The 22,594-nt window shown below is 61.0% G+C and carries 22 protein-coding genes and 3 pseudogenes; 15 read left to right on the top strand and 10 right to left on the bottom strand.

Annotation, left to right across the window (positions count from 1 at the left end; translation table 11 throughout):
• Window positions 1-56: 56 nt before the first annotated feature.
• The 8 genes and pseudogenes from KHO22_RS28835 to KHO22_RS32685 form a co-directional block, all read left to right on the top strand.
• On the top strand, window positions 57-1,241 hold the full coding sequence (locus KHO22_RS28835) for an acetyl-CoA C-acyltransferase (protein WP_211950597.1): 1,185 nt from the start codon (window positions 57-59) through the stop codon (window positions 1,239-1,241).
• A gap of 435 nt (window positions 1,242-1,676) precedes the next feature.
• Window positions 1,677-2,300 carry a 2-hydroxychromene-2-carboxylate isomerase gene (locus KHO22_RS28830; protein ID WP_211950596.1) on the top strand — a complete coding sequence of 208 codons (624 nt, stop codon included), beginning with the start codon at window positions 1,677-1,679 and terminating at the stop codon, window positions 2,298-2,300.
• Between the two features lie 154 nt (window positions 2,301-2,454).
• Window positions 2,455-3,573, top strand: a complete 1,119-nt coding sequence (locus tag KHO22_RS28825) for a Re/Si-specific NAD(P)(+) transhydrogenase subunit alpha (RefSeq protein ID WP_211950595.1) — start codon at window positions 2,455-2,457, stop codon at window positions 3,571-3,573.
• A 10-nt stretch (window positions 3,574-3,583) separates the two neighbouring features.
• Window positions 3,584-3,940 carry an NAD(P) transhydrogenase subunit alpha part 2 gene (locus tag KHO22_RS28820; protein WP_211950594.1) on the top strand — a complete coding sequence of 119 codons (357 nt, stop codon included), beginning with the start codon at window positions 3,584-3,586 and terminating at the stop codon, window positions 3,938-3,940.
• The gene (locus tag KHO22_RS28815) at window positions 3,937-5,406 is read left to right on the top strand and encodes an NAD(P)(+) transhydrogenase (Re/Si-specific) subunit beta (protein ID WP_211950593.1); all 1,470 of its coding nucleotides are present in this window, start codon (window positions 3,937-3,939) and stop codon (window positions 5,404-5,406) included. Before KHO22_RS28820 ends, KHO22_RS28815 begins: the two co-directional genes overlap by 4 nt.
• A gap of 310 nt (window positions 5,407-5,716) precedes the next feature.
• Window positions 5,717-6,277 carry a Clp protease/crotonase-like domain-containing protein gene (locus KHO22_RS28810; protein ID WP_211950592.1) on the top strand — a complete coding sequence of 187 codons (561 nt, stop codon included), beginning with the start codon at window positions 5,717-5,719 and terminating at the stop codon, window positions 6,275-6,277.
• An 8-nt stretch (window positions 6,278-6,285) separates the two neighbouring features.
• Window positions 6,286-7,833, top strand: coding sequence for an AMP-binding protein (locus KHO22_RS28805; RefSeq protein ID WP_211950591.1), 1,548 nt, complete (start codon window positions 6,286-6,288; stop codon window positions 7,831-7,833).
• Window positions 7,834-7,843: 10 nt separating this feature from the next.
• Window positions 7,844-8,027, top strand: a pseudogene (locus KHO22_RS32685) (IS110 family transposase); the annotation flags it as partial.
• Between the two features lie 499 nt (window positions 8,028-8,526).
• Here the strand turns inward: KHO22_RS32685 and KHO22_RS28795 are convergent.
• From KHO22_RS28795 to KHO22_RS28765, 7 genes and pseudogenes are all read right to left on the bottom strand, one after another.
• Complete coding sequence (locus KHO22_RS28795; RefSeq protein WP_211950590.1) at window positions 8,527-9,129, bottom strand: 2-hydroxychromene-2-carboxylate isomerase; 603 nt, start codon at window positions 9,127-9,129, stop codon at window positions 8,527-8,529.
• A gap of 49 nt (window positions 9,130-9,178) precedes the next feature.
• Window positions 9,179-10,186, bottom strand: a complete 1,008-nt coding sequence (locus tag KHO22_RS28790) for an NAD(P)H-dependent flavin oxidoreductase (RefSeq protein WP_211950589.1) — start codon at window positions 10,184-10,186, stop codon at window positions 9,179-9,181.
• Window positions 10,187-10,222: 36 nt separating this feature from the next.
• Window positions 10,223-10,957: pseudogene (locus tag KHO22_RS28785) on the bottom strand (SDR family oxidoreductase).
• Between the two features lie 321 nt (window positions 10,958-11,278).
• Complete coding sequence (locus KHO22_RS28780; protein ID WP_211950588.1) at window positions 11,279-11,935, bottom strand: flavin reductase family protein; 657 nt, start codon at window positions 11,933-11,935, stop codon at window positions 11,279-11,281.
• Between the two features lie 27 nt (window positions 11,936-11,962).
• Window positions 11,963-12,949: a tripartite tricarboxylate transporter substrate binding protein gene (locus KHO22_RS28775; RefSeq protein ID WP_211950587.1), complete on the bottom strand. Its 987-nt coding sequence runs from the start codon at window positions 12,947-12,949 to the stop codon at window positions 11,963-11,965.
• Between the two features lie 106 nt (window positions 12,950-13,055).
• Window positions 13,056-13,256, bottom strand: a complete 201-nt coding sequence (locus KHO22_RS28770; protein ID WP_211950586.1) for a hypothetical protein — start codon at window positions 13,254-13,256, stop codon at window positions 13,056-13,058.
• Window positions 13,257-13,393: 137 nt separating this feature from the next.
• Window positions 13,394-13,501, bottom strand: a pseudogene (locus tag KHO22_RS28765) (short-chain dehydrogenase); the annotation flags it as partial.
• A gap of 695 nt (window positions 13,502-14,196) precedes the next feature.
• Between KHO22_RS28765 and KHO22_RS28760 the strand changes: the two are divergent.
• The 5 genes from KHO22_RS28760 (at window position 14,197) to KHO22_RS28740 (ending at window position 18,911) form a co-directional block, all read left to right on the top strand.
• Window positions 14,197-14,568, top strand: coding sequence for a tautomerase family protein (locus KHO22_RS28760; protein ID WP_211950585.1), 372 nt, complete (start codon window positions 14,197-14,199; stop codon window positions 14,566-14,568).
• 180 nt (window positions 14,569-14,748) lie between these two features.
• Window positions 14,749-16,089 carry an MFS transporter gene (locus KHO22_RS28755; RefSeq protein ID WP_211950627.1) on the top strand — a complete coding sequence of 447 codons (1,341 nt, stop codon included), beginning with the start codon at window positions 14,749-14,751 and terminating at the stop codon, window positions 16,087-16,089.
• Between the two features lie 143 nt (window positions 16,090-16,232).
• Window positions 16,233-16,985, top strand: coding sequence for an SDR family oxidoreductase (locus tag KHO22_RS28750; protein WP_211950584.1), 753 nt, complete (start codon window positions 16,233-16,235; stop codon window positions 16,983-16,985).
• An 856-nt stretch (window positions 16,986-17,841) separates the two neighbouring features.
• Complete coding sequence (locus tag KHO22_RS28745; RefSeq protein WP_211950583.1) at window positions 17,842-18,243, top strand: hypothetical protein; 402 nt, start codon at window positions 17,842-17,844, stop codon at window positions 18,241-18,243.
• Window positions 18,244-18,302: 59 nt separating this feature from the next.
• A complete protein-coding gene (locus KHO22_RS28740; RefSeq protein WP_211950582.1) occupies window positions 18,303-18,911 on the top strand; it encodes a hypothetical protein in 609 nt (202 codons plus the stop codon).
• Between the two features lie 115 nt (window positions 18,912-19,026).
• Here KHO22_RS28740 and KHO22_RS28735 read toward each other — a convergent pair whose 3' ends face one another.
• The 3 genes from KHO22_RS28735 to KHO22_RS28725 form a co-directional block, all read right to left on the bottom strand.
• On the bottom strand, window positions 19,027-19,584 hold the full coding sequence (locus tag KHO22_RS28735; protein ID WP_211950581.1) for a hypothetical protein: 558 nt from the start codon (window positions 19,582-19,584) through the stop codon (window positions 19,027-19,029).
• Window positions 19,585-20,052: 468 nt separating this feature from the next.
• Window positions 20,053-20,406: a hypothetical protein gene (locus tag KHO22_RS28730; protein WP_211950580.1), complete on the bottom strand. Its 354-nt coding sequence runs from the start codon at window positions 20,404-20,406 to the stop codon at window positions 20,053-20,055.
• 63 nt (window positions 20,407-20,469) lie between these two features.
• On the bottom strand, window positions 20,470-21,468 hold the full coding sequence (locus KHO22_RS28725; RefSeq protein WP_211950579.1) for a tyrosine-type recombinase/integrase: 999 nt from the start codon (window positions 21,466-21,468) through the stop codon (window positions 20,470-20,472).
• On the opposite strand from KHO22_RS28725, the gene KHO22_RS28720 reads away from it, so the two are divergent.
• Together KHO22_RS28720 and KHO22_RS28715 are read left to right on the top strand one after the other, a co-directional pair.
• Window positions 21,467-21,679 carry a hypothetical protein gene (locus KHO22_RS28720; RefSeq protein ID WP_211950578.1) on the top strand — a complete coding sequence of 71 codons (213 nt, stop codon included), beginning with the start codon at window positions 21,467-21,469 and terminating at the stop codon, window positions 21,677-21,679. The genes KHO22_RS28725 and KHO22_RS28720 overlap by 2 nt on opposite strands.
• Window positions 21,680-21,764: 85 nt before the next feature.
• Window positions 21,765-22,025 (top strand): hypothetical protein, encoded by a 261-nt coding sequence (locus tag KHO22_RS28715; RefSeq protein ID WP_211950577.1) that lies wholly within the window; start codon window positions 21,765-21,767, stop codon window positions 22,023-22,025.
• Window positions 22,026-22,594: the final 569 nt, after the last annotated feature.

The following is a 22,594-nucleotide window of genomic DNA, read 5'->3' as shown; positions in this document are numbered from 1 at the left end:
GAGACGCGGTCATAGCGGGATGTCCACCCCGGTATTCACATCATCAAGAGGGCAGCATGAGGGAAGCAGTCATTGTCTCGACGGCACGGACCGGGATCGGTCGCGCCTATAAGGGTTCGCTGAACAACACCAAATCGCCGACCCTCATGGGGCACGTTATATCGCATGCGGTTCAGCGTGCCGGAATCGCCGGGGAAGAGATTGAGGATGTAGTGATCGGTACCTCGATGCCGGGAGGCACGGCCGGCATGAACATCGGCCGTCTTAGTGCGTTAGCCGGCGGACTTCCGGTCAGCGTCGCGGGTCAGTCCATCGACCGGCAATGCGCCTCTGGCTTGATGGCGATGGCCACCGCAGCAAAGCAAATCATTGTGGACGAGATGGATGTGGTGGTGGCAGGAGGGCAAGAGAGCATCTCGTTGGTTCAGGACCGTTTTGTCGAATGGATGACGAGTGCGGCCGACTCGGAATTGATCGAGCGGGTTCCACATGCCTATATGCCGATGCTGCAGACCGCTGAACTCGTCGCAGGGCGGTATGGCATTTCCCGAGAGGCGCAGGATGTCTACGCGGCGGAATCACAGCGCCGTACGGCGCTTGCCCAGGAGATGGGCCGCTTTACGGCCGAAATTGTACCCTTCCAAACCTCCATGGCCATCCAGGATAGGGAGACAGGAGAGATCAGTTTCCGTGACGTGCTACTGGACCGCGACGAAGGGAACCGTCCCGACACAACGGTGGAGGGGTTGGCAAAGCTCAGGACAGTCATCGACCGCGGGGTCGTCACCGGAGGAAACGCAAGTCAGCTTTCGGATGGTGCCTCGGCCTCGGTCCTGATGGATCGCCGCCTGGCCGAGCGGCGCGGATTGCAGCCTCTTGGTATCTACCGCGGCATCGCGGTGGCGGGCTGTGCGCCCGAGGAAATGGGTATTGGCCCAGTTTTTGCGGTCCCGAAACTCCTGGAGCGGCATGGGTTGAAGGTTAGCGATATCGGTCTGTGGGAACTGAATGAAGCGTTCGCGTGCCAAGTTCTTTACTGTCGCGATCGCCTCGGAATCGATCCGGACCGATTGAATGTGAACGGTGGCGGGATTTCCATCGGGCACCCGTATGGCATGACGGGTGCAAGGCTTGTGGCTCACGCCCTGATTGAGGGCAAACGCCGTGGAGAGAAATACGTTGTCGTCACGATGTGTGTCGGTGGTGGTATGGGGGCAGCGGGGCTGTTCGAGGTAGCGTAAATCGCCATTGGGACACGGTATTCGGTCACATCAGATCAATAACTGGTATCGCGGCGATTGGATGCCAGCATACAGAGGATCCAACCGGGGATAGTAATGAAAGACACGGCGTGTGGAAATGGGGACGTTACGCACCAGGCAGTACAGATATTCTCCCTCTTTGTATTAAACGCTGAATTCGAGCTGGCAGGTGTCATCACGGTAGCGGCGGAATCGGCAGACGATGCGCGAGGAAAATTCGAAGTTGCCCGATCTGCTCGCCAGCACTTGTTGTCGGTGAGTCCCGTACCTGGGCAGGCTGTATAGCCGCGCTAGCAAAGCTTGCGCCGATTTCGACAGGGATCGTGCAGTTTCCGTCGTCAGATCCGCAACAGGTAAGCGGGCTTTGCTAAACCTTCCACCAAAATTTCACCACGTCATCTATTAGGAGACACCATGAGCGGTGTAAGAGTTCAATTCCACTTTGATTTCGGCAGCCCGAATTCCTACCTTAGCCACAAAGTCATTCCGACTATTGAGGCACGGCAGGACGTCAAGTTCGAATATATTCCGGTGCTTCTTGGGGGACTGTTCAGGCTAACCGGGAATCGCTCTCCCGCGGAGGCTTTTGCGGGTATCAAGAACAAGCCGGAATTTGGGCGTTTGGAGATCCAGCGCTTCATCACCAAGCACGGACTGACCGCCTATCGGGACAATCCATTTTGGCCCGTCAATACACTGCAGATCATGCGCGGGGCTGTGGCTGCCGAGAAGAACGGCACCTTTATGCCCTACGTAGATTCCGTGTTCGCAAACATGTGGGAACAAGGTTTGAAGATGGATGATCCCGCCGTCATCTCGGCAGCCCTGGACGTCGCCGGTTTGGACGGAAAAGGCTTCGAGGCCCGCATTGCGGATCCCGAGGTCAAGCAGATCTTGCTGGCGAATACCCAGAACTCATTCGAACGCGGTGCGTTTGGCTCCCCGACGTTCTTTGTCGGCGACGAGATGTATTTTGGGAAGGATCAGTTGCGCGATTTGGAGGAAGAAATTGAGAACGCGAAAGCTCGACTAAGGTAAGCGAACCGTTGTCCACGGCGCGCCTCACGATGCAGGGACAGCGTGCACGCACGGTGAGCGACAACGATGGCCCTTAAGAGGGGCAGAAAAATCTAGAATGGAAGGCTGGCCCCGCCGGGTACCACTCCAGGAAAAAACATCATAAGGAGACGAGATGCAGATCGGTATCCCGCAGGAGACGCGGGCCGGCGAGACCCGTGTTGCCGCCACGCCCGAGACGGTCAAGAAATACGTCGCGCAAGGTCACGAAGTCATTGTCCAAGCGGGCGCCGGAGTTAGGGCAAGCCAGCCGGACTCGGCCTATGAGGCCGCGGGCGCCCGCATCGGCACCGCCGCGCAGGCACTCGGCGCCGAACTGGTGCTGAAGGTGCGCGCGCCGGACGAGGCCGAACTTGGCCAGATGAAGCCCGGTGCCACGCTGGTCGGCATGCTCAATCCCTTCGACGCCGAAAACAACGCGCGTATGGCTGCGGCCGGCATCGTCGCCTTTGCGCTCGAGGCGGCACCCCGCACCACACGCGCGCAGAGCATGGACGTACTTTCGTCGCAGGCCAACATCGCCGGCTACAAGGCAGTGCTCGAAGCCGCCCACCACTACCAGCGCTTCATGCCGATGCTGATGACCGCCGCCGGCACCGTCAAGGCCGCGCGCGTGCTGATCCTCGGCGCCGGCGTGGCCGGCCTGCAGGCGATTGCCACGGCCAAGCGCCTGGGTGCGGTGATCGAGGCCTCCGACGTGCGCCCAGCGGTCAAGGAACAGATCGAGTCGCTCGGCGCCAAGTTCCTCGACGTGCCTTTCGAGACCGAGGAGGAGCGCGAGATCGCGCAGGGCGTGGGTGGCTATGCCCGCCCGATGCCGCCGGACTGGATGCGCCGCCAGGCGGAGCTGGTGCACCAGCGCGCCAGCCAGGCCGACATCGTGATCACCACCGCGCTGATTCCGGGCCGCCCGGCGCCGGTGTTGCTCGAGGAAGAGACCGTGATGGCGATGAAACCCGGCTCAGTGGTGGTCGACCTGGCCGCCGCGCAAGGCGGCAACTGCCCGCTGACGGTGGCCGACCAGGTGGTCGAGCGGCATGGCGTGGTGCTGGTTGGCCATACCAACCTGGCCAGCATGGTCGCGGCCGACGCCTCGGCGCTCTATGCCCGCAACGTGCTCGACTTCCTGAAGCTCATCATCGACAAGGAAGGCAAGCTCGCCATCAACCTGGAAGACGACATTGTCGAGGCCTGCCTGACGACCCGGCGCGACAAGATGGCATTGGCCAGTTAAGGAGACATTAATGGAAATGGTGAACCACACGGTGATCAACCTGATCATCTTCGTGCTCGCGATCTACGTGGGCTACCACGTGGTCTGGACGGTCACACCCGCCCTGCATACGCCTCTGATGGCCGTGACCAATGCAATCTCGGCCATCATCATCATCGGCGCGATGCTGGCCGCAGGCCTTACCGAAGGTCCCGCCGGCCGCATCATGGGCGCGCTAGCCGTGGCGCTGGCCGCGGTCAATGTGTTCGGCGGATTCATGGTGACCCAGCGGATGTTGGAGATGTTCCGAAAGAAGGCGCCCAAGGCAGCGCCCCAGGCCGGTACCAAGGCCGTGGCCGATGACCTGGTGGCGGAGGCGGCGCGATGAACTTTCTGTCCATGAATTCGGTAACGCTGCTCTACCTGTCCGCCTCGGTCTGCTTCATCCAGGCGCTCAAGGGCCTTTCGCACCCGGCCTCGGCCCGCAAGGGCAATGCTTTCGGTATGGCCGGCATGGCGATCGCCTCAGTGACTACCGTGGCGCTGATCGTCAAGCTCAAGCAGGAATTCCTTCCCGCCGGCGCTGGCCAGTCATCGGTCGGCACGGGCGTGGCGCTGATTCTCGGCGCGCTGGTGGTAGGCGGCGGCATCGGCGCCTACGTGGCGAAGAAGGTCGAGATGACCAAGATGCCTGAGCTGGTCGCGGCGATGCACTCGCTGATCGGCCTGGCGGCGGTGTTCATCGCGGTGGCGGCAGTCGCCGAGCCAGCGGCCTTCGGCATCGGCACAGCGGGCTCGCATGCGATCCCGATGGGCAACCGCGTCGAGTTGTTCATCGGCTGCTTCGTCGGTGCCATCACGTTCTCGGGCTCGGTGATCGCGTTCGGCAAGCTCGCCGGGCGCTACAAATTCCGCCTGTTCCAAGGCGCGCCGGTGGTCTTCGCCGGCCAGCACATGCTGAACCTGGTGCTGGCCGTGGCGATGTTCGGCTTTGGCGTGGCGTTCTTCCTCACGCAGGACTGGCAGCCGTTCCTGCTGATGCTGGCGATCGCATTCGTGCTCGGCGTGCTGATTATCATCCCGATCGGCGGCGCCGACATGCCGGTGGTGGTGTCCATGCTGAACTCGTACTCGGGCTGGGCGGCGGCCGGCATCGGCTTTTCGCTGAACAACCCGATGCTGATCATCGCCGGATCGCTGGTGGGATCGAGCGGTGCGATTCTGTCGTACATCATGTGCAAGGCCATGAACCGCTCATTCTTCAACGTGATCCTGGGCGGCTTTGGCGGTGCGGGGACGGCCGCGGCCAGCGGCAGTGCCGAGCAGCGCAACGTCAAGTCGGGTTCGGCGGATGACGCGTCTTTCCTGATGAGCAATGCCGAGACGGTGGTCATCGTGCCGGGCTATGGCCTCGCGGTGGCGCGCGCCCAGCATGCGCTCAAGGAACTTACCGAGAAGCTGACGGAGCACGGGGTGACGGTAAAGTACGCGATCCATCCGGTGGCAGGCCGCATGCCGGGCCACATGAACGTGCTGCTGGCCGAGGCCGAGGTGCCTTACGATCAGGTGTTCGAGATGGAGGACATCAACAGCGAGTTCGGCCAGGCTGACGTGGTGCTGGTGCTGGGCGCCAACGACGTGGTCAACCCGGCGGCCAAGAACGACCCCAACTCTCCAATCGCCGGCATGCCTATTCTGGAGGCGTACAAGGCCAAGACCATCATCGTGAACAAACGCTCAATGGCGGCCGGCTACGCGGGCCTCGATAACGAGCTGTTCTACATGGACAAGACCATGATGGTATTCGGCGACGCCAAGAAGGTGGTCGAGGACATGGTCAAGGCCGCGGGATAGCCGCATGTGCTGACGGTCGGCGAACCGGCCCCAGCCCGCCCCCAGTTGGCCGCTTCTTCGATTGCGCCATGCCGCCAAGACGAAGCGGCAGGTTTCGATGTGGTGCTGCTCAAATATCAGCGCGGCCGCCATCCAGAAAGGACTGGCTACGGTGAGCAGCACCCTCGATCGCCAGACCAATAGTGGCACAGCGGGTGAGGCGGATCCCGCAGGGACGGCTCGGTGTCCAGTGCAATACCCATCGTCGCCTATAACGGGCTGGCGACCCTATTAAGCCGATGCAAATCGGCGCGGTGTTTAGGAGACTGCAATGGAGTACATAGAAGTCGTATCCGACCGTGGCGTCATGCTCATTGGCCTTTACAGACTGGAGGGGAAGAATGCCATCACTTTTGATAGGCACGGAGCCCTTGCTGAGTCAATCAGAGACACTGGCAGACGCGGCGAAGTTCGCGCTGTGGTGATACACGACAGCGAAGAAGCATTCGCGAGCGGAAATGACGATGCCTCAGAAGCAACATCGAGCTTCGGACTTTGCCCGGAGTTCAAGTCATGTCAATTGCCGCCGAACAACGTCGGGACGCCTAAGGCGACTGAGTTGCTTCCGCTTGCCGAGCCCTGCACCGTGCAAGAGCAGGCTGAATGCGGCCTGTTCAACATTCCCGCGGGAACAGCGTTAGCGCACACGATGGAGCTTCCCGCGATTCGGCCAACGCGTTCGCTCTTTCGCAGAAGTGAAGAAGAGGAAAAGCTCGATCCTACCGACCTCAAACTGCCAGAGTTTGCCAGGCGTGTCAGGTCCGCCGATCCCAAGAACGCGCTCGCGGCCTTTTTCGCGCGTCGTGCGCCTGGCTTCTCCCTTTTCTCGTGAGAGGCGACATGGCTCATCCATCGCACTACGCGCAAACCATGCCCAATAAGATTGCGGCAGTCTTCATACCTGGCGGGCGCGAAATCACGTATCTCCGACTGGAAGAGGGGGCCAATCGGGTTGCCAATCTTCTCCGCAGTGCCGGGATCAAGACCGGAGACGCTGTGCTCTTCTGCGTCGAGAATTGCCCCGAGTTCCTGTATCTGGGATGGGGGTGTCAGCGCGCTGGCGTCGTTTTTACGCCGGCGTCAACCAAGTTAAGCGCCGAGGACCTACGCTATATCGCGCGCGATTGCGGAGCGCGCGCTGTGTTCGTTTCAGTCGCCGCCGTCAGCAGCGCCGGTCTCTTAGCGGCCGATTTTGGTTCCGCAGCATGTTTCGCCCTTGGGGGCGATATTCCCGGTTTTGAGCGACTCGAGGACGCGCTTCGTGCGTGCCCCGTGACATCAATCCATGATCCGGCTCGCGGCAGGGAGATGATGTACTCGTCCGGGACCACCGGGCGGCCAAAAGGTGTGCGCAAGCCGATTCCTCCCATATCGTTCCATGACATGGACCCGCGCGATGCTTCGTTTGCCAGCAAGCCGGGCGTCGATACGTCCATGGTCTATCTCTGCACATCACCTCTGTATCATGCCGCGCCGCACCGAAACGTCTCGGCGACCCTGGCCTTCGGCGGTACCGCTGTGGTAATGGAGCACTTTGATGCAGTTCAGGCGCTCCATGCCATGGAAAAATTCCGGGTTACCCACAGCTTATGGGTTCCGACGATGTTCCATCGATTGCTGCGCCTTGATGCGGGCCTGCGCATGCAGTTTGACCTTTCCAGTCATCGCTTAGCGATGCACGGCGCCGCACCTTGCCCCATTCATATCAAAGAGACAATGATCGAATGGTGGGGGCCAATCCTGGAGGAATATTACGCGGGAACAGAAGGGATCGGCGCCTGTTCGATCAGTTCGCTTGAATGGCTCGCTCACAAGGGGTCAGTGGGTCGAGCCGTCGAGGGAATCGTTCATATCCTTGCCGACGATGAGAACGAAGTAGCTTCTGGCTCGACAGGAACGGTGTACTTTGAGTCGGACGCCAAGTTTGCATACTGGAACGATACCGGAAAAACTGCGGCGAGCCGAAGCAAGCAGGGGTGGTGGACCTACGGTGATATAGGCCATCTCGACGAAGAGGGATACTTATACCTCTCGGACCGCCGCGATTTTACGATCATATCCGGCGGTGTGAACATCTATCCACAAGAGATAGAGAACATTCTTGTAACCGATGAGCGCGTGCTCGACGTGGCTGTCTTCGGCCTGCCCGATGACGAGTACGGGGAAGCGGTCCACGCAGTGGTTCAGGTCGAGCGGCAACCAGGCGCCCCTCACGCGTTAGCCGGGGAGTTGAAGGACCTTTGTCGCAGCAAGCTAGGTCCGCTAAGGGTTCCACGGTCCTTCTCGTTTGTGCTCGAATTTCCGCGCCTGCCCACGGGAAAGCTTCAGAAGAAGCTGTTGCGGGACACATTAATTCGCTCGATGCAACCTTCGTCCGCGGGCATTTGAGCCGCATAACACTAAGACCGGCAACAGCTCCGCAAGGAAGCTTCTCGCCGCGGCAGCATTGAGCTACCCGCACCCCGGCACGCGTGAGGCTCAAGATCCAGCGTCGGCACGAAGGCATCCCGAAGATCATCATCGATCGTGCCGGGGACGCGCACCTGCGGCAATGTCGCCGCTATTGCAAACTGGCGGCGCGCGCAAGCCAGAACAGGCACGTTGATTCGCATCGCTGCGCGAGCGGGTGGAATCCACGTGCGAACCGCTGAGCTCGACAGACATGGCCGTCAGAACGCGGGCCGACGGCTGGTTGCGGACGTCCCGAGATCGTCTCGCGCTTTCACCACCAGTCTACCGCGCGATGGGAGACGAGATGTTCCGGAGGGCGAGCATGCCATGCGGCCTGCTTCCGATGAGACTATTCCGATCGCACGCTACGGCTCGTCGAACGAACTCCACCTGCGACTCCGCTGAAATCTGTGGTGATGCAAGCGTGTGTCAAGGCCAAGTCCAGCGCCACCGATGGGGCGTCACAGAAAGGCTGCCGGCGCGACGCACACGCAGCGACTCTTTCTCGACGCCACGCCGGATGCCCCTCAGCCGGTCGGACGAAAACGCATTAGGTCGCTGGGATGGGAGATTGCCATGGGAAGCCTGGATGCCGGGTCAGAGCCGGGCCGCCGGAGACGGCCGGATCAATCACAGGGGCTTGCCTTGCAGCGCGTGACAGACCCATTCGAGGCGGTCTTGGCCGAAAAACATATGCTCGCCGACGAAAGTGGTCGGAGCGCCGAACACACCACGCTTGACGGCCTCTTCCGTCGTCGAGCGCAATTGCGACTTCACCTCGGCATCGTTAGTGAGTGCCATAATCGCCTCGACGTCGAACCCCGCGTCGACCAGCGTTTTGGCGACAAGCTGGGGCTGGTTGAGGTTCAGCGCATCGACCCACAGCGCATGGAAGACGCTGCGCAGGAAATCCTGGAACCGGTCGGGCATTCTCATCTGTACGCCGGTGACGGCTCGCATTAGCGTGAGCGTGATGATGGGAAAGTGCGGGTTGCACTGATAGGGAACGCCGTAGAGCCTTGCGTGCCGGGCGTAATCGATGTTGGTGTATGCGCCCTTGGCTGGAATTGCCGCGGGCGAGGCATTGCCAATGGCCTGGAATACGCCACCGAGCAATATGGGCTTGTAGACAAGCGTGCCACCGGTTTCTTCGCAGATCGTCGGCAATTGCGTCCATGCGAGATACGATGCCGGACTGCCGACGTCGAAATAGAACTCCGCGGTCTTGGACATGAGTTTTCTCCTTGGGCTGATGGATTTCCGACGTGTACCTCGAGCTTCCTCAGGCGGCAACGCTTTCCCCGGGAATTTGTTCTGACTCGAGGATCCCGGCGAGGCGCTGCCCGATCAGGTGGCTGGCATCTGCCATGATGCGATCGATGAGCTCGCGTACGCTCGGAATGTCGTCGATGAGGCCGGCGACCATCCCGCAACTCCAGGCCCCTGCATCCATCTCACCGTCGAGCATCACTTTCGGATAGACGCCTGCGACCTGCTCAAGGATGTCGGAGATCTGGATCTGCTCACCCTTGTCGCGCTCGATATCCAGGATCTTCTCGACGCCAGCGTTCTTCAGCACACGCTCCGTGTTGCGCAATGGGCGCATCACGAGTCGCGTGTCGAGTTCGGTGGCCGCGACGATGGCGCGCTTCACGTTCTCGTGAACAGGTGCTTCCTTGGTCGCCACGAATCGCGTGCCCATGTTGATGCCGTCGGCGCCAAGGGCGAGGGCGGCCACCAGGCTACGGGCGTCAGCCATGCCGCCGGAAGCCACAAACGGGATCTTGAGCTCATCGGCAGCTCGGGGCAGCAGGATCATATTTGGGATATCGTCCTCGCCGGGATGGCCACCGCACTCGAAGCCGTCCACGCTCACCGCATCACACCCGATCCTCTCGGCCTTCAGAGCATGCCGGACTGACGTACATTTGTGGATCACCCTAATTCCGGCCGCCTTCATCGCCGGCATGTACTCCTCAGGGCTGCGCCCAGCCGTTTCAACGATGCGCACGCCACCCTCCACGATCGCCTGGATGTACTCGGGATAGGGCGGGGCGGAGAAAGTCGGAAGGAATGTGAGGTTGACGCCGAAAGGCTGATCCGTCATCTCGCGACATCTGGCGATCTCCTTCGCCAGCAACTCTGGCGTGCGCTGCGTCAGCGCGGTGATGACGCCCAGCCCGCCGGCGTTCGAGACTGCGGCCGCCAGCTCGGCCAGGCCAACGAAGTGCATGCCGCCTTGCACAATCGGGTGTCGAATGCCGAACAGCTCGGTGATCCGTGTTTTCATGGGATTGAGTCGTAATGGTTGTGGATTGGCTCCATCTCAGAAGCGTTCCATGTAGGGCCTGAGATCGAGTTCGTGGGTCCAGGCATCACGCGGCTGCGTGTGCAGGTACCAGTAGTTTTCCGCGATGTGCTCAGGATTGAGGATGCCGTCCTGCTCCTTGAGCGCATAGCGCTCGGGGAAATTGTTGCGGATGAATTCGGTGTCGATGGCGCCGTCGACGACAACATGGGCGACGTGGATGTTCTTCGGACCCAGTTCGCGAGCCATGCTTTAAACCAGCGCGCGCAGCGCATGCTTGGCACCTGCAAAGGCGGCGAAGTTGGCCGCGCCGCGAATGCCGGCCGTAGCGCCGGTGAACAGGATTGTTCCGCGGCCGCGCGCCACCATTCTGCGAGTCACTTCGCGACCGTTCAAGAAGCCCGAGAAACACGCCATCTCCCAGATCTTGAAGTACTTGCGACCGGTCTCTTCCAGGATGCTGCACGGCACATTGGCGCCGATATTGAACACGAGCACCTCGATGGGACCGATCTCCGATTCGATCTTCTCGATGAGTGCGACAACATCTTCTTCCTTGCGGGCATCGGAACCAAAGCCGTAGGCCTTGCCTTCCTGGTCGCGGATCTCTTCAAGCAGCGGCGTGAGCTTCTCGGCATCGCGGCGGGTGGCGCAGACAACGAACCCTTCACGAGCAAACCGGCGTGCGATGGCTCCGCCGGTCGAATCACCTGCGCCGATGACCAGCGCGACTTTCGGAGTAGTGGGTTCCATGAACTCGCTTTTCTTTGATAAACGATCGTTATGTAAACGTACGTGCTTGCACACCAAGTGTCAAGGCTTCTCTCATGTAAAAAGCTCTAGTTCCATTCGTAAAGCCCGGACCGTGCTCAGGCGGCGTCCAGCAGACCAGCGTATCGGCGCGCGACCACCCAGCGGTTCAGGCGTATCGCGGGCATTCGGATGAATTTCAAGTATCCGCCCACGGTGGAATACAGCCCATGGCTCCCCATGTCCCTGGCCGGCGGTTGCGGGAGCACCAGGCCGGCATGGGGGTGTTGCATCTCCTTGGCATGTGCCGTCTTGCGGATGGTGCTATCCCTTGCCGTGCGACGATGGGCTGCTGGCGCCCGCGAGCCGCGCGATCTGAAAGACATTGTCTGGCGAGACCTGGACATAGTCATTCAGTCCGCCGGACCGCATGATCGGATATGCCTCGGCTGTCTGGTACACGCCGTCTTTCAGGAGTGTCTTGTCGATGTACACGGCCACCACTTCGCCCAAGACGAGCCAGCCACCTACCTTCTGGCCTGCGGTGTTTCGGAATTGCACAATGTCGATCACCTTGCATTCCATAGCCGCGCGGCTTTCGCCCACCCGCGGGACGTTGACCTTGCGACCCGCCACGGCCGTAAGGCCGGCGAACTGGAACTCATCCTCGCCGCGCGGAAGCGGTGATGAGGTCTGGTTCATCTGATCACCGAGTTCGCGGGTGACCAGGTTCCAGGTGAACTCACGCGTTTCCGATGCGTTTTGAACGCTATCCTTCCAGGCGATCGAAGAAAATCCGATGATCGGTGGGTCGTAGTTGAACGCGTTGAAGAAACTGTAGGGCGCGAGATTGACCCGCCCCTCCGCGTCGCGTGACGAGATCCAGCCGATGGGCCGCGGGGCCACCAACGCATTGAGCGGGTTGTGGCTCAGCCCGTGGCCCTCCGCGGGCTCGTAGTAGTGAAAGTCTCGAACGGTCATAGTATGGGCCTTTCCGGCGCGGCAGCGTTATTGCGCCGCCAGATTAAGGGTCTTTGCGATGTTGACAAACTTTTCGTTCTCTACGCGCAAGAAGGCCGCTGCCTGCTGCGGCGTCATTGAGTCCAGCTTGCGAAAGCCCTGCGCAGTCGCGAGCGCGAGGAATTCCGGGCTATCGTTCCACTGCTGGAAGGCCTTGCTCAGGCGCGCGACAACGGCATCGGCTGTGCGCGCGGGCGCGAACAAGCCCGTCCAGATGCCGAATTCGAAGTTCTTGAATCGAGCGTGCTCGCTCAGCGTCGCGACATCCGGCATGAGCGGATGTCGCTTTGCGCTCGCGAAGGCGATGGCCTTGATCCGCCCGGTCTGGACCATTCCTAGGATTGGCCCCGCAAGAGGAACAAACGCGAGGTCCACCTCGCCACCTGCGACGGCCGTGGCCATGGGAGCGATGCCTTTGTACGGCACCTCCAATAACTTGACGCCGACCCGCTGCTGGAATTCAGCGGCCGCGAGATGAGCGAGCGTGCCCTGGCCCCAGTGGGCAATGGAAAGCTCCTTCGCGCCACGCTTTTGCATCTGTTCGAGGAGCGCGGTGAGGTTGTTGAAAGGGCGGTCGGGATGACTGACGAGGACCATGTCCGAGATCCCGAACGAACCGATGAGCTTGAAGCTGTCGAACCTGTACTTGGCCGAAGCGACCGTGAGCGGCGCCACCAGTAAATCCGGGCCCGCCGTCGCGAGCAGCGTGTATCCGTCTGGCGACGCCTTCAACACATTCATCGCCGCGATGGATCCGTTTGCACCGGGCATATTGTCGATCACGAGAGTCTGTCCAAGGGCGCGTTCCAGCACGGGTGCGGATGGACGCACCGAAGCGTCCACCCCGAACCCGGGCGGGTAAGCGACCTTGATCAGGATGGATTTGTTTGGATAGGGCTGCGCCGTCGCGGCGGCGGCGTAGCAAAGCGCGACTACAACAGTCGCATCAAAGAGTCTGCGAATTAGTGTTTTCATGTTTGTCTCCGTGCGCCGGTCAATCCGGTAAAGTGTTGTGAAGGAAGGAGTCATGTCATAGACCCTACGCCCTCGATCCTGAAGGGCGGTGACCGCCCTTCAGGGATCAGCTCAGCGAGGCGTAAACGCTTTTCTCAAAACCGTAGAACACGTCCACAGTTCTCGGGTCCACGGACGGCAGCGACTGCATCATGGCCAGGCCTGCGATGTTCAGGGTGGGGTCGATCCAGAAGTTCGTATTGGCCAGTCCCGCCCAGGCCAGGCTACCGGCACTGCGGCCGGTGAGCGCCGCACTCTCGTTGATCATGAAGTCCAGGCCCCAGTCTTGGGCACGCCGGGGAACAATTCCACGTCGCGCGAGAGAAAAGGAATCTGCGTCGGCAGCTTGCTCACGCGAAGCGCGCCCATGGCATTGCGCGACATCAAGGCCCAGCTTGTCACAGTGCGGCGGGTAACGTATGCGATGTAGCCTTCTTTGGCAAAGCGCTTGGCGATGGCGCCGCCGGTAGCGTCGCCGGCTCCAATCACCAGAATGGCTTTCTTGTCTGCCATGTGAATTGCTCCATGGATGAGTAAGAGGGCGCGTGGCCGCACCTGAGGTGCTTTTAATAAACGAACGTTTAGCAAAAGAAGCGTATGTTACCGTCAGTCCCCTGTCAACAAGGGTTTCCTCCATCCATTCTTGAGTGTGAGTCGCCGTGCATTCCCGTCGATTCTTTCCGCGACCCCGGGGATCGGGGTCATCAGTGCTCGCTGAAAGAACTTTCTGCACGAAAGGCCAAATCGGCCGCGTATGTCTTGCTGAGCAGGTAGCCTTTTCTTCGTTGACCGATATGACTTTTCTGGCCTGAACTCTCCACCGATACCGTCCCTTACCCGGACTGTTGAAGGTGGCGCCGGCCTTCACGCGCCAGATCGGCGCGTCCCTGTGGCTGGCTGTTCAGACACTGCGTCAGCGCAGCGGGCGCGTGGCCTGTGAGTTGCTCGACCGCGGAGGTGGACTCCGCCAGGGCCGACTCGCTCAACGTGCAATCTGGCAGGTGCCCAACGCGTTGGCAATGTTTGCGGCACTACATGCGTCGCACTGGCCGGCACCGGGGCACCGAAAACGAGCTTGGCCTGGATTGGCGGGGCACGACGCCATGTCATGGCACTTCCAAGCAAGTGGTGGCACCCCGATGCAATCGCAGGCGGTGACGTTCCGAGAGACTGGGGCTTCAGCAGCCCTATCTTCAAGGAGACACAACATGCCCATCATTGTTTGCGAATGCAAGGTCGGAATCGAAGCTGGCGTCAAGGCCAGGATCGCCAGCGAGCTCACGAGCGCGATCAGGGAGATCATCCTTTCGCCGCTCGACTTGATTAGCGTCGTATTCCATGAAGCCACGCCCGACAACCTCTACCGTTCGGGAGAGCCCACTTCCGAAACGCTGATCTTCTGCCACATCCGTGATGGGCGTAGTGACGGCGCCATACTATCGCTGGCCAAAAAGGTGAGCGCGATTTGGAGCGCGTGCACCGGGGCAACGGAAGACGAAGTCGAGGTTCTCGTCACACTGTATCCCGCCAAATACGTCGTGCGCGGCGGTGAACGTCTGCCCGAAGCCCCTCGCGTTTGAGGGTGGTGCGGCCTGCTCGGACTGAGGGGACCGCCCTTTTCTATGCAAGGGCGGGCGTTGACCGTGAGGTCCCGGCTCCGAATGTGGTTACTGCGCCGCATGCTGAACCTCAAACCGATGATAAATGGAGACAAGGCTATGAAACCAGTCGGCCCTGAGCTGGCACCTGCACATTCAAGCATGCACCGGCTCGATGTTCACAAACTGGCCGACGAGGCCAAGTTCAACAGCTTTCACTGGTCCGTGCTGATTTGGTGTTTCGTGATCCTAGTGCTCGACGGCTACGACCTGGCGGTCGCCGGCACCGCGCTTCCGTCGATCATGAAGGCGATGAATGTCGAGGCCTCGACCGCGGGCTTCATGGCAAGTTCGGCGCTGTTCGGCATGATGTTCGGAGCGATCGCGCTCGGCGCGCTGGCCGACAAGATCGGCCGCCGCTGGGCGATCTCGATCTGCGTGTTCCTGTTCAGCGCCTTCACCGCCGCCGCCGGGTTTACCAACGACCCTATCACGTTCAGCGTGCTGCGCTTCCTCGCCGGGCTCGGCATCGGCGGCGCGATCCCAAATGCGGCCGCGCAGATGACCGAATACTCACCGAAGAAGGTGCGCAGCGTGATGGTCACGCTGATGTGCTGCGGCTACGCGGTCGGCAGCATCCTCGCCGCGCTGCTCGGCAAGCAGTTCATTGAGACCTATGGTTGGCAATCTGTGTTCATCGCCGCTGGCGCCGCAGTGGTGCTGATCCCGTTCATCCTGAAGTACATGCCTGAGTCGCTGCCATTCCTGATCAAGCAGCACGACCACACGCATCTACGCGAAGTGGTCCGGAAGATCCGACCGGACATGCGGCTGGAGGCTCACGAGGAGTTCCTCGTTCCTGCCGAGGACAAGGCGGAAGGTCCGACCGTAGGCAGGCTGTTCCTGGACGGCCGCGGCTTCAGCTCGGTGATGTTCTGGGTCGCCTACATGACGTGCCTGTTCATGCTCTATGCGCTCAGTTCGTGGCTGGTCAAGCTGATGGGCATGGCCGGCTACAGCCTCGGTTCGGCGCTGAACTTCCTGCTCGCCTACAACGCCGGTGCGGTCGTCGGCGCCGTCGGTGGCGGATGGCTCGCCGACAAGCTGAACATCAAGTGGGTGACGACCGCATTCTTCTCGGTCGCCGCAGTCTCGCTAACGCTGCTCGGCTACGGTGCGCAGCCGCTGTTCCTCATCGTTGCCGTCGTCGGCGCGTCGACGCTGGGCACGCAAATCCTGCTGTACGCGTATGCCGGGCAGTTCTACCCGACGTCGATCCGTTCGACGGGACTCGGCTTTGCCTCGGGGATCGGGCGCATCGGCGCGATCGCGGCACCAATCGTGATCGGGCTGCTGGTCTCGATGAAGCTTCCGCTCGTCCAGAACTTCCTCGCCATTGCAATGGCCGCGGTGATCGGCGGTGTCGCGGTTGCTCTGATCAAGCACAGGTCGTCGGCCTCTTCGCACAGCCACGACGCGAGTGCGGTCGGGCAGCGACCTTGATGCCCGACCCCTTGCGAGCGTACGAGTTGGTGGAGAGCCCTTTCGCCGACCTGCCTGCTGTGAAGAGCGAGCGCGTGCCTCCGGGCGCCAGAGGACGAAGTCGAGGTTCTTGCTCCGACTCACAACCTACCAAGGAAACTTCCATGTCTCGCAAACTTGAAGGTAAGATCGCAATCGTTACCGGTGGGTCCACCGGTATCGGGCTGGCTACCGCTAAGCGGTTCGCTAGCGAAGGAGCGCATGTCATTGTCACCGGTCGCCGACAGGCCGAACTCGACGCCGCGGTGTCCGCGATCGGTAACGCTACCGGCATCCGGGTCGACTCATCGAACATGACCGAACTGGATGCGCTGTTTGATCGGGTGAAGTCGGAAAAGGGTCGGATCGACGTACTGTTCGTCAACGCCGGCGGCGGTTCGCTGCTGCCGCTCGGGAATATTACTGAGGAGCAGTATGACGACACCTTTTGCCGAAACGTCAAGGGCGTACTGTTTACTGTACAGAAGGCTCTACCATTGCTAGCGGACGGTGCATCTGTCATCTTGACGGGCTCCACCGCCGCCAGCGGCGGCACCAAGGCATTCAGTGTCTATGCCGCCTCAAAGGCCGCAGTACGTTCATTCGCCCGTAACTGGATTCTTGATCTGCAGGGTCGCGGCATCCGGGTCAATACGCTCAGCCCCGGACCAACCAAGACGCCAGGCTTGTTTAACCTAGTCGGTCCCGATGCCGCACGGCAGCAGGGAATACTCGACGCTCTGGCCTCGCAGATCCCAATGGGCCGCGTCGGCGATCCGGACGAAATTGCCAAGGCGGCGGTCTTTCTTGCCTCCAACGATTCGAGCTTTGTCAACGGTATTGAACTTTTCGTCGACGGTGGTAAGGCCCAGATCTGAGTATCCCTATGTCGGGCGAAGCTGGCCCTGATGCAGATTCTTGATTCCCTCTTTGAAGTATCCCCAGTATCCCAAGTACAACGGAACTAGTGATCCCAATGCAGAGACCAGCTTCACTTGCGTATCTGGAGAGTAGCGTTCGCCTGAGGGCCCTCAGCCGGAGCTGGCCAACTGACCACAAGCATAATAGATAAGGCTAGGAGATGGCAGAATTGCTATCCGACGTCGGTGGGGACGATGCGGCGTAGCGGCCGATGCGGATGATCGCGTACCTCGACGCACGAAGCCAACTAGGTAGGCTTCGTTCTGCCTCCGTTAGCGACCGCCGCTGAAGAGTGCTGGCTATTACAGGATCGCAGGAATTGCCAGCGGCACCAAGGTCCGTTATCTGGGGCGCACAAGACTCTGGAATGTCCGCTTGATGCCGTTGGCCAACGTCGGAAGATGGCCGAACCCGGTCAACGGAGAGGGAGGGTGGAGGTCGTCATTGGATTTGCCCGCGGGCGCGTCGAGAGATGTCGGCTCGTGTCACCGGATTTAGGTGGAAGCGGTCGGTAACTTCGTTATGGACCCGTATGCCACTGCGGCCATGCGCCTGGCTGGACGGCCACCAAGCCCGCGCAACAGCGCATACGTTGTCGGGAAGTTGCACTCGTTGCTCACGTTCGACATGGCGAAAATATTTTTCTCGCCAGTGGGCTCTTTGATTTCCAAAAGAAACCCTCCGATTCCTGATGAAAAACGGCAAATCCAGTGCAATCAATTGCGCGGGGCGTCGTATCAGGCACGCCGAGGCGGTTGTAAGGATACAGGCACCCCGTCATAGTTATGCTCATTTCAAGTCCAGGGAGTGCGCATGTATAAGAGTTTTGATAGTTGTCCGGCCCTCGACATGAGCCAGGCGAAAGAGCGACTGATCGACGGAAAAGTCACGCGTGAGGATGCCGTGTTGCTTTGGGATTGCGGAAGGGTGAACCTCGAGATCGGTCTCTTTCCGTCGGACGTCATGACGATTGCTGACCAGGAGGCATGGTGGAGTTGGGCCAGCCAATGGCACAACCGTGCGGGTTGGCCATTTCATTCGGAGCGGTACAAGTCGGCAGACATGTCGCCGGAGGGGATCCTCTCCGATTGGATCGCCCGCGGCATGGATCAGACCGAGATCGCGGTTATGCGCAAGACGCTAGAGGCGCGTATTCATGGGTTCTCATGGACCCTGGTTCTCGACTACGTCGAGCAACGGAAAGGCTTCCAATGAGCATTCTCATACGGCGGTCGACTCGACTGCTCCCGGTCGGAGCGATGACGGCAGAGCAAATGCAGCAGGACTACCCGCGGGTGAGGTCGCTGCTAGCCACCAGCCGGAACGAGGCGAAGTCCCTGAAAGGTGAGCTGCGCATTCTGGCGGCGGAGTTAGCCGAGGCAAGGCGAGCGCTGGCGAGTATGCAAAAGCGCTATATCGGGCGAGTCGGTGAAGAATTGGTCGCCGAATTGACCGCCGGCGTCATCCAGCACAACAAGGCGCCCTTTGACATCCTCACTGCTAGTGGGCATCGAGTTGAGGTTAAGGCCAGCAAGTCCAATCTCGCCGATCGATATAGCGCGTCTCGCAAATGGCAATGGAGCAACCTCCAGGGCGGTCGGGTTCGACCCAAGAACTACGAATATCTGTTTCTACTGGGAGAAAGAGACGTCTTCCTCAAGCGTCGGGATGACGAGGAAGGGGACTTCGTGCTGTTTTGTGTCCCCGCACCTGACGTTCGCAACCTTGTCACGGAAGGTGGCGGGGTATCCTGCATGACGAGCCTCAGAGGTTGGCGGAGTGCGGGCATCGGCCGCCGATATCGAGTGACCGAGGCTTGGGTGCGCGGATTCTTCGGCAACCGAGAAAATGCTGGCTTACAACCGACTATCCCGGCCGCGTGAGGCGCCGCGAAGGCGTTCAGAAATTAATACAGGACACCGCAGGCCGCATGGACGCCATGGGTGAGCCGCGCAGTAGCGTATATGCCCGGTGCTGCCAATGTGTCTTTCAACCAAATCAGCTTCCATTTCGCGCGGGGATTCGCCATTTTTTCAGACTGGCGTCGAGGGCGAAATCCTGTGTCGATGGCGAGCGGGCGTCAAACCGGACCGCAGGCCAGTCCGCCGGGGTGGGCGGCCCGCCGTCCGGAGATGGCGCGGTATTGCTGAGGACCGGCCCCTGATCCTGCCGTAAGCCGTCGGCGACCCACTGCGCCAGCCTGGCTCGGAACCGCAGGACGGCGCCGTCCCACGGACCTAGTGGCTCGAAGGGCTGCCAAAGGCAGCGCAGCGACGCGTCGATCTCGCTCAGGAAAGCCGGGGCCAAGCGTGGGCTGAGGTGGCGCACGGACACGCAGCCCGCCGGCACATCGATGCGGAACGCCGTGGTGAAGAGATGCGTAGGGGTGCCATGCTGGCCGATCGTTCGGTGCAGCAGCACCCTGGGCCAGCACACGTACCCGCATGATTGGACGCCCGCAGCGATGACGTGCTGGGTGAAGCCGTCGGCGATCAGCGCGACCCGGACAGGTCCAAGGAGACCATTGGACCGGTCGACCAGCTCGACGCGGTGCAAGATCCAGACCTCGTTGGGGGAGGCCGCCACCGGCAAAAGCCGTGGGGTCGGTTGTTCAGCGTGTGAGCAGGGCATCATGGGCTCTGGAATGAATACGCGCAGTCGGCTTTGCGTAGAGGGCGCTCGTGTCGCTGATCCTCGCGTCTCTGCGCGGGATGGGGGTTTCCATTTGGAAACACGAGATGCCCGTTTTACTTGGAAACTTACCTTTCGAGGGTGCTGAGTCAATGGCGGGCACATGCATCGGGGTCTCTGGCGCGTCGAGCCAAGGCAAGGGGCTGTATAGCCATTCTCGTAGCCAGCCGCCCTGATCTCCTCGAACAGACGGGTTGCGCTCAACCTTGGGTACTCGGCCAGTCGTCCGCAAGGGGATCACCCGCGCGGGAAAGGGGTAGCTGAGCGCCTGTGAATCGAAACGAAAAGCGAGCGTGGCGAGCTTCTTCGGCCACGCGGTGGGAACCTTCAAGGTCAAGCCGCTCTTCCTGGCTGGCGGACGGCGGGCTCCGCCATGACCTCCTGGATCGTCAGACCATAGTCGTTCAGCAGGTCACGGATCTGTTGAATGGCTGCCGCACGTCCGGCGACGCAGGCCTCGATTTGGGCATCGAGCGCCTCCCGGCGCGCGAGCAGCTCCTGGTACGTGCTCATAGAACGCCTCCTAGAAAGGGCATCCGCCGCGAACATCGGCAGCCGCAACGCCGGGCCGACCGCGGAGGCGAGTTGGCGCACGACATCCCGTGTCACCTGCTCATGACGGTGAGCGGGTGGACGCTGGGTATCCCAGGCTTGAATCAATTGAGCCGGGGTCATTGGCTGGCGCATGTCCGGGCTCCTGAAGGCAAACCGTGGGCGGTACGATCAAAGACGGGCGTTGCAGTGACATCGCTAGGACCGTCGCAAGGCTTGGCTTGCCTTGTTGATCAGCGTTCGCAATGCGCCCATGTTGGTCCAGTCCCAACTCCACCCTCGTGCCGGTGCGCGGCCCACCAGATAAAGCAGGTCCGACGGGCTTGCACCTTGCTTGATCAGGCGCATCATGAAGTCCTGCCGGAGATCAAACAAGGTCAGGTCCGGAACGCCCGCGCACTGGACCAAGTGTTTCCAGGAATGCGAGATGTTCAGCGGCGTGCCGGGGTATTGCCCGGGAAAGATCAATGTGCTCGGCTTGCGTCGGCTCGGTTCAATGGTGACGGGGGCGCACTGGGGTTGCCAGCGATGGAAAACGTCCAGCGCCAGATCGGAGAGCGGCACTTGGCGATGGCCACCGCGTTTGCAGGGTCTCCGGAGAAGGCCCGATGCCAGATCGAGGTCATCCCGCTCGAGCTTGGCACACTCAGCCATGGTAAGGCCGCTATCCCGCATCACCAGATACATTGGTTCGAGATGATTCACATATGGGGCGGCACGCAGGTCTGGCATCAGGGGTTGGTGACGCTGCAGCCGTTCGGTGTTCGTTTGATCGCGGTGGCTTCGTAGGCTTTCGTTACGCTCAGCGATCGCCGCTTCCAGTCGCGCATGGATATCGGGCGGCTGCTCGTGCGGCGCCACTGGCGGAGGCGTGGTGAGCGGGCGTATGTGGCGTGCCGGATTTTCCGGGATCCAATGCTTTCGCTCGGCAAGGTGGAGGGCTACCCGAAGCAGGGAAACATGGCCGTTGAGCGCCCGTGGCGTCAGGCCGTCAGCAAGACTGGATTGTCGCCAGGCCTCGATCACCGAGGGATTGAACGCTTCAAGCGGCGTGTCAAGGAGGGCGGCGGCCTCAACCTGGAAGCGCCGGACGCGCTCCGGCCAAAATTTGCTGTGCTCGAATGCCTGATCGACACAGGTGGTATCGAGGAGTTGCCTCAACGTCGACGGGCAATGCGGACCGGACAGTGCAGTCATGATGATCCTCCAACTGACGGTTTCGACTCAAGCAATGGGGGTGTCACCGCTTGCAGACGGCGCCGCAGTCGCCGAGACCGTCCTCGATGACCAATGCCTTGGCTTCCCACGCCTTTCGCGCTGGGAAGAGGATCCGCACGCTGGTGCCGACGCGAAACTCCTCGGGACCTTTGCCCTGGTGTTTGAGCTTGTAGTCGAGACTAGTCGCTAGGCGTGAGGGCGGTGAACCCCAACTGGTAAGTGTCAGTTGACGTTGACAACGGAGCGTTGGGAACGGCGGCGCCAAGGAGGGGAACATGGACAAGGCAAGGATTTACGCCGCGGGGGTGTTGGGGACTTCCCGCGGGCGAATTGGCACAGCGCGTTCGTTCGGGATCATTGCCGGTCCTGTAAGCCGGCTCTCAGACCAATGCCGCTGGCGCATCGGGGCGGCGGCCCGGTTGCTTGTCAGCGAGACCCTACATGTCTGCTCCGCCTTCGTCGACTGGCTTGCAGCGACGTTGCAGTTGGAAGTCAGCAAGCGCATCTGCGATGCGATGGAGGCGGTCTCGCCTTGAGATGACCGAGCCATGTGTCGCTATGAATCGGCGTTGGGGGGAGGCCATCGGCGGATCGAGTGGCCGCGGCGCTGCAAGGCGCGCCGTGCACGCCCTTGGCCTTGGCGCTCCTGAAAGCTAAATTCGTCGATATTTTTCCGGGGCGGCATCGGCGCCGTTAGCGGGGCGGCGGGGCCTGGTGGCGACGCGGATGTCCAGGCGTCAGTCGCGATCAAGTGGCGACCGTGCCGACGGGATCAATCCGGGCTCCAGATTCGGACCATCTTGGCCATCCGGTGCCTGAATGCAGCGCACCGTGCTCGCGGGATGTGGGGGCTGCGCTCAATGTGACGACGTGCCGCCCTAGAGGCTTCATCGGCACGCTCGACAGTCCTAACCTCTTGCGAGTAACCGTCTGCCACGCGCTTGATCATTGGCCTACGGGGAGGCACGAGGTATTTGAGTTCTTTTGTCGGTAATGTAGTGGTCAAGTAATTTCGGACAGGCAGATAGGTTCTTTCACTGACGATTTCGCCTCGTAGGCAGTGGGCGTCAGATACCCCAGGGTTGAGTGCAAGCGCACCGGGTTG

The sequence above is a fragment of the Cupriavidus yeoncheonensis genome (assembly GCF_905397275.1).
Taxonomy (GTDB): domain Bacteria; phylum Pseudomonadota; class Gammaproteobacteria; order Burkholderiales; family Burkholderiaceae; genus Cupriavidus; species Cupriavidus yeoncheonensis.
The sequence above is the reverse complement of the archived record's forward strand: the minus strand, read 5'-3'. Positions and strand labels throughout refer to the sequence as shown.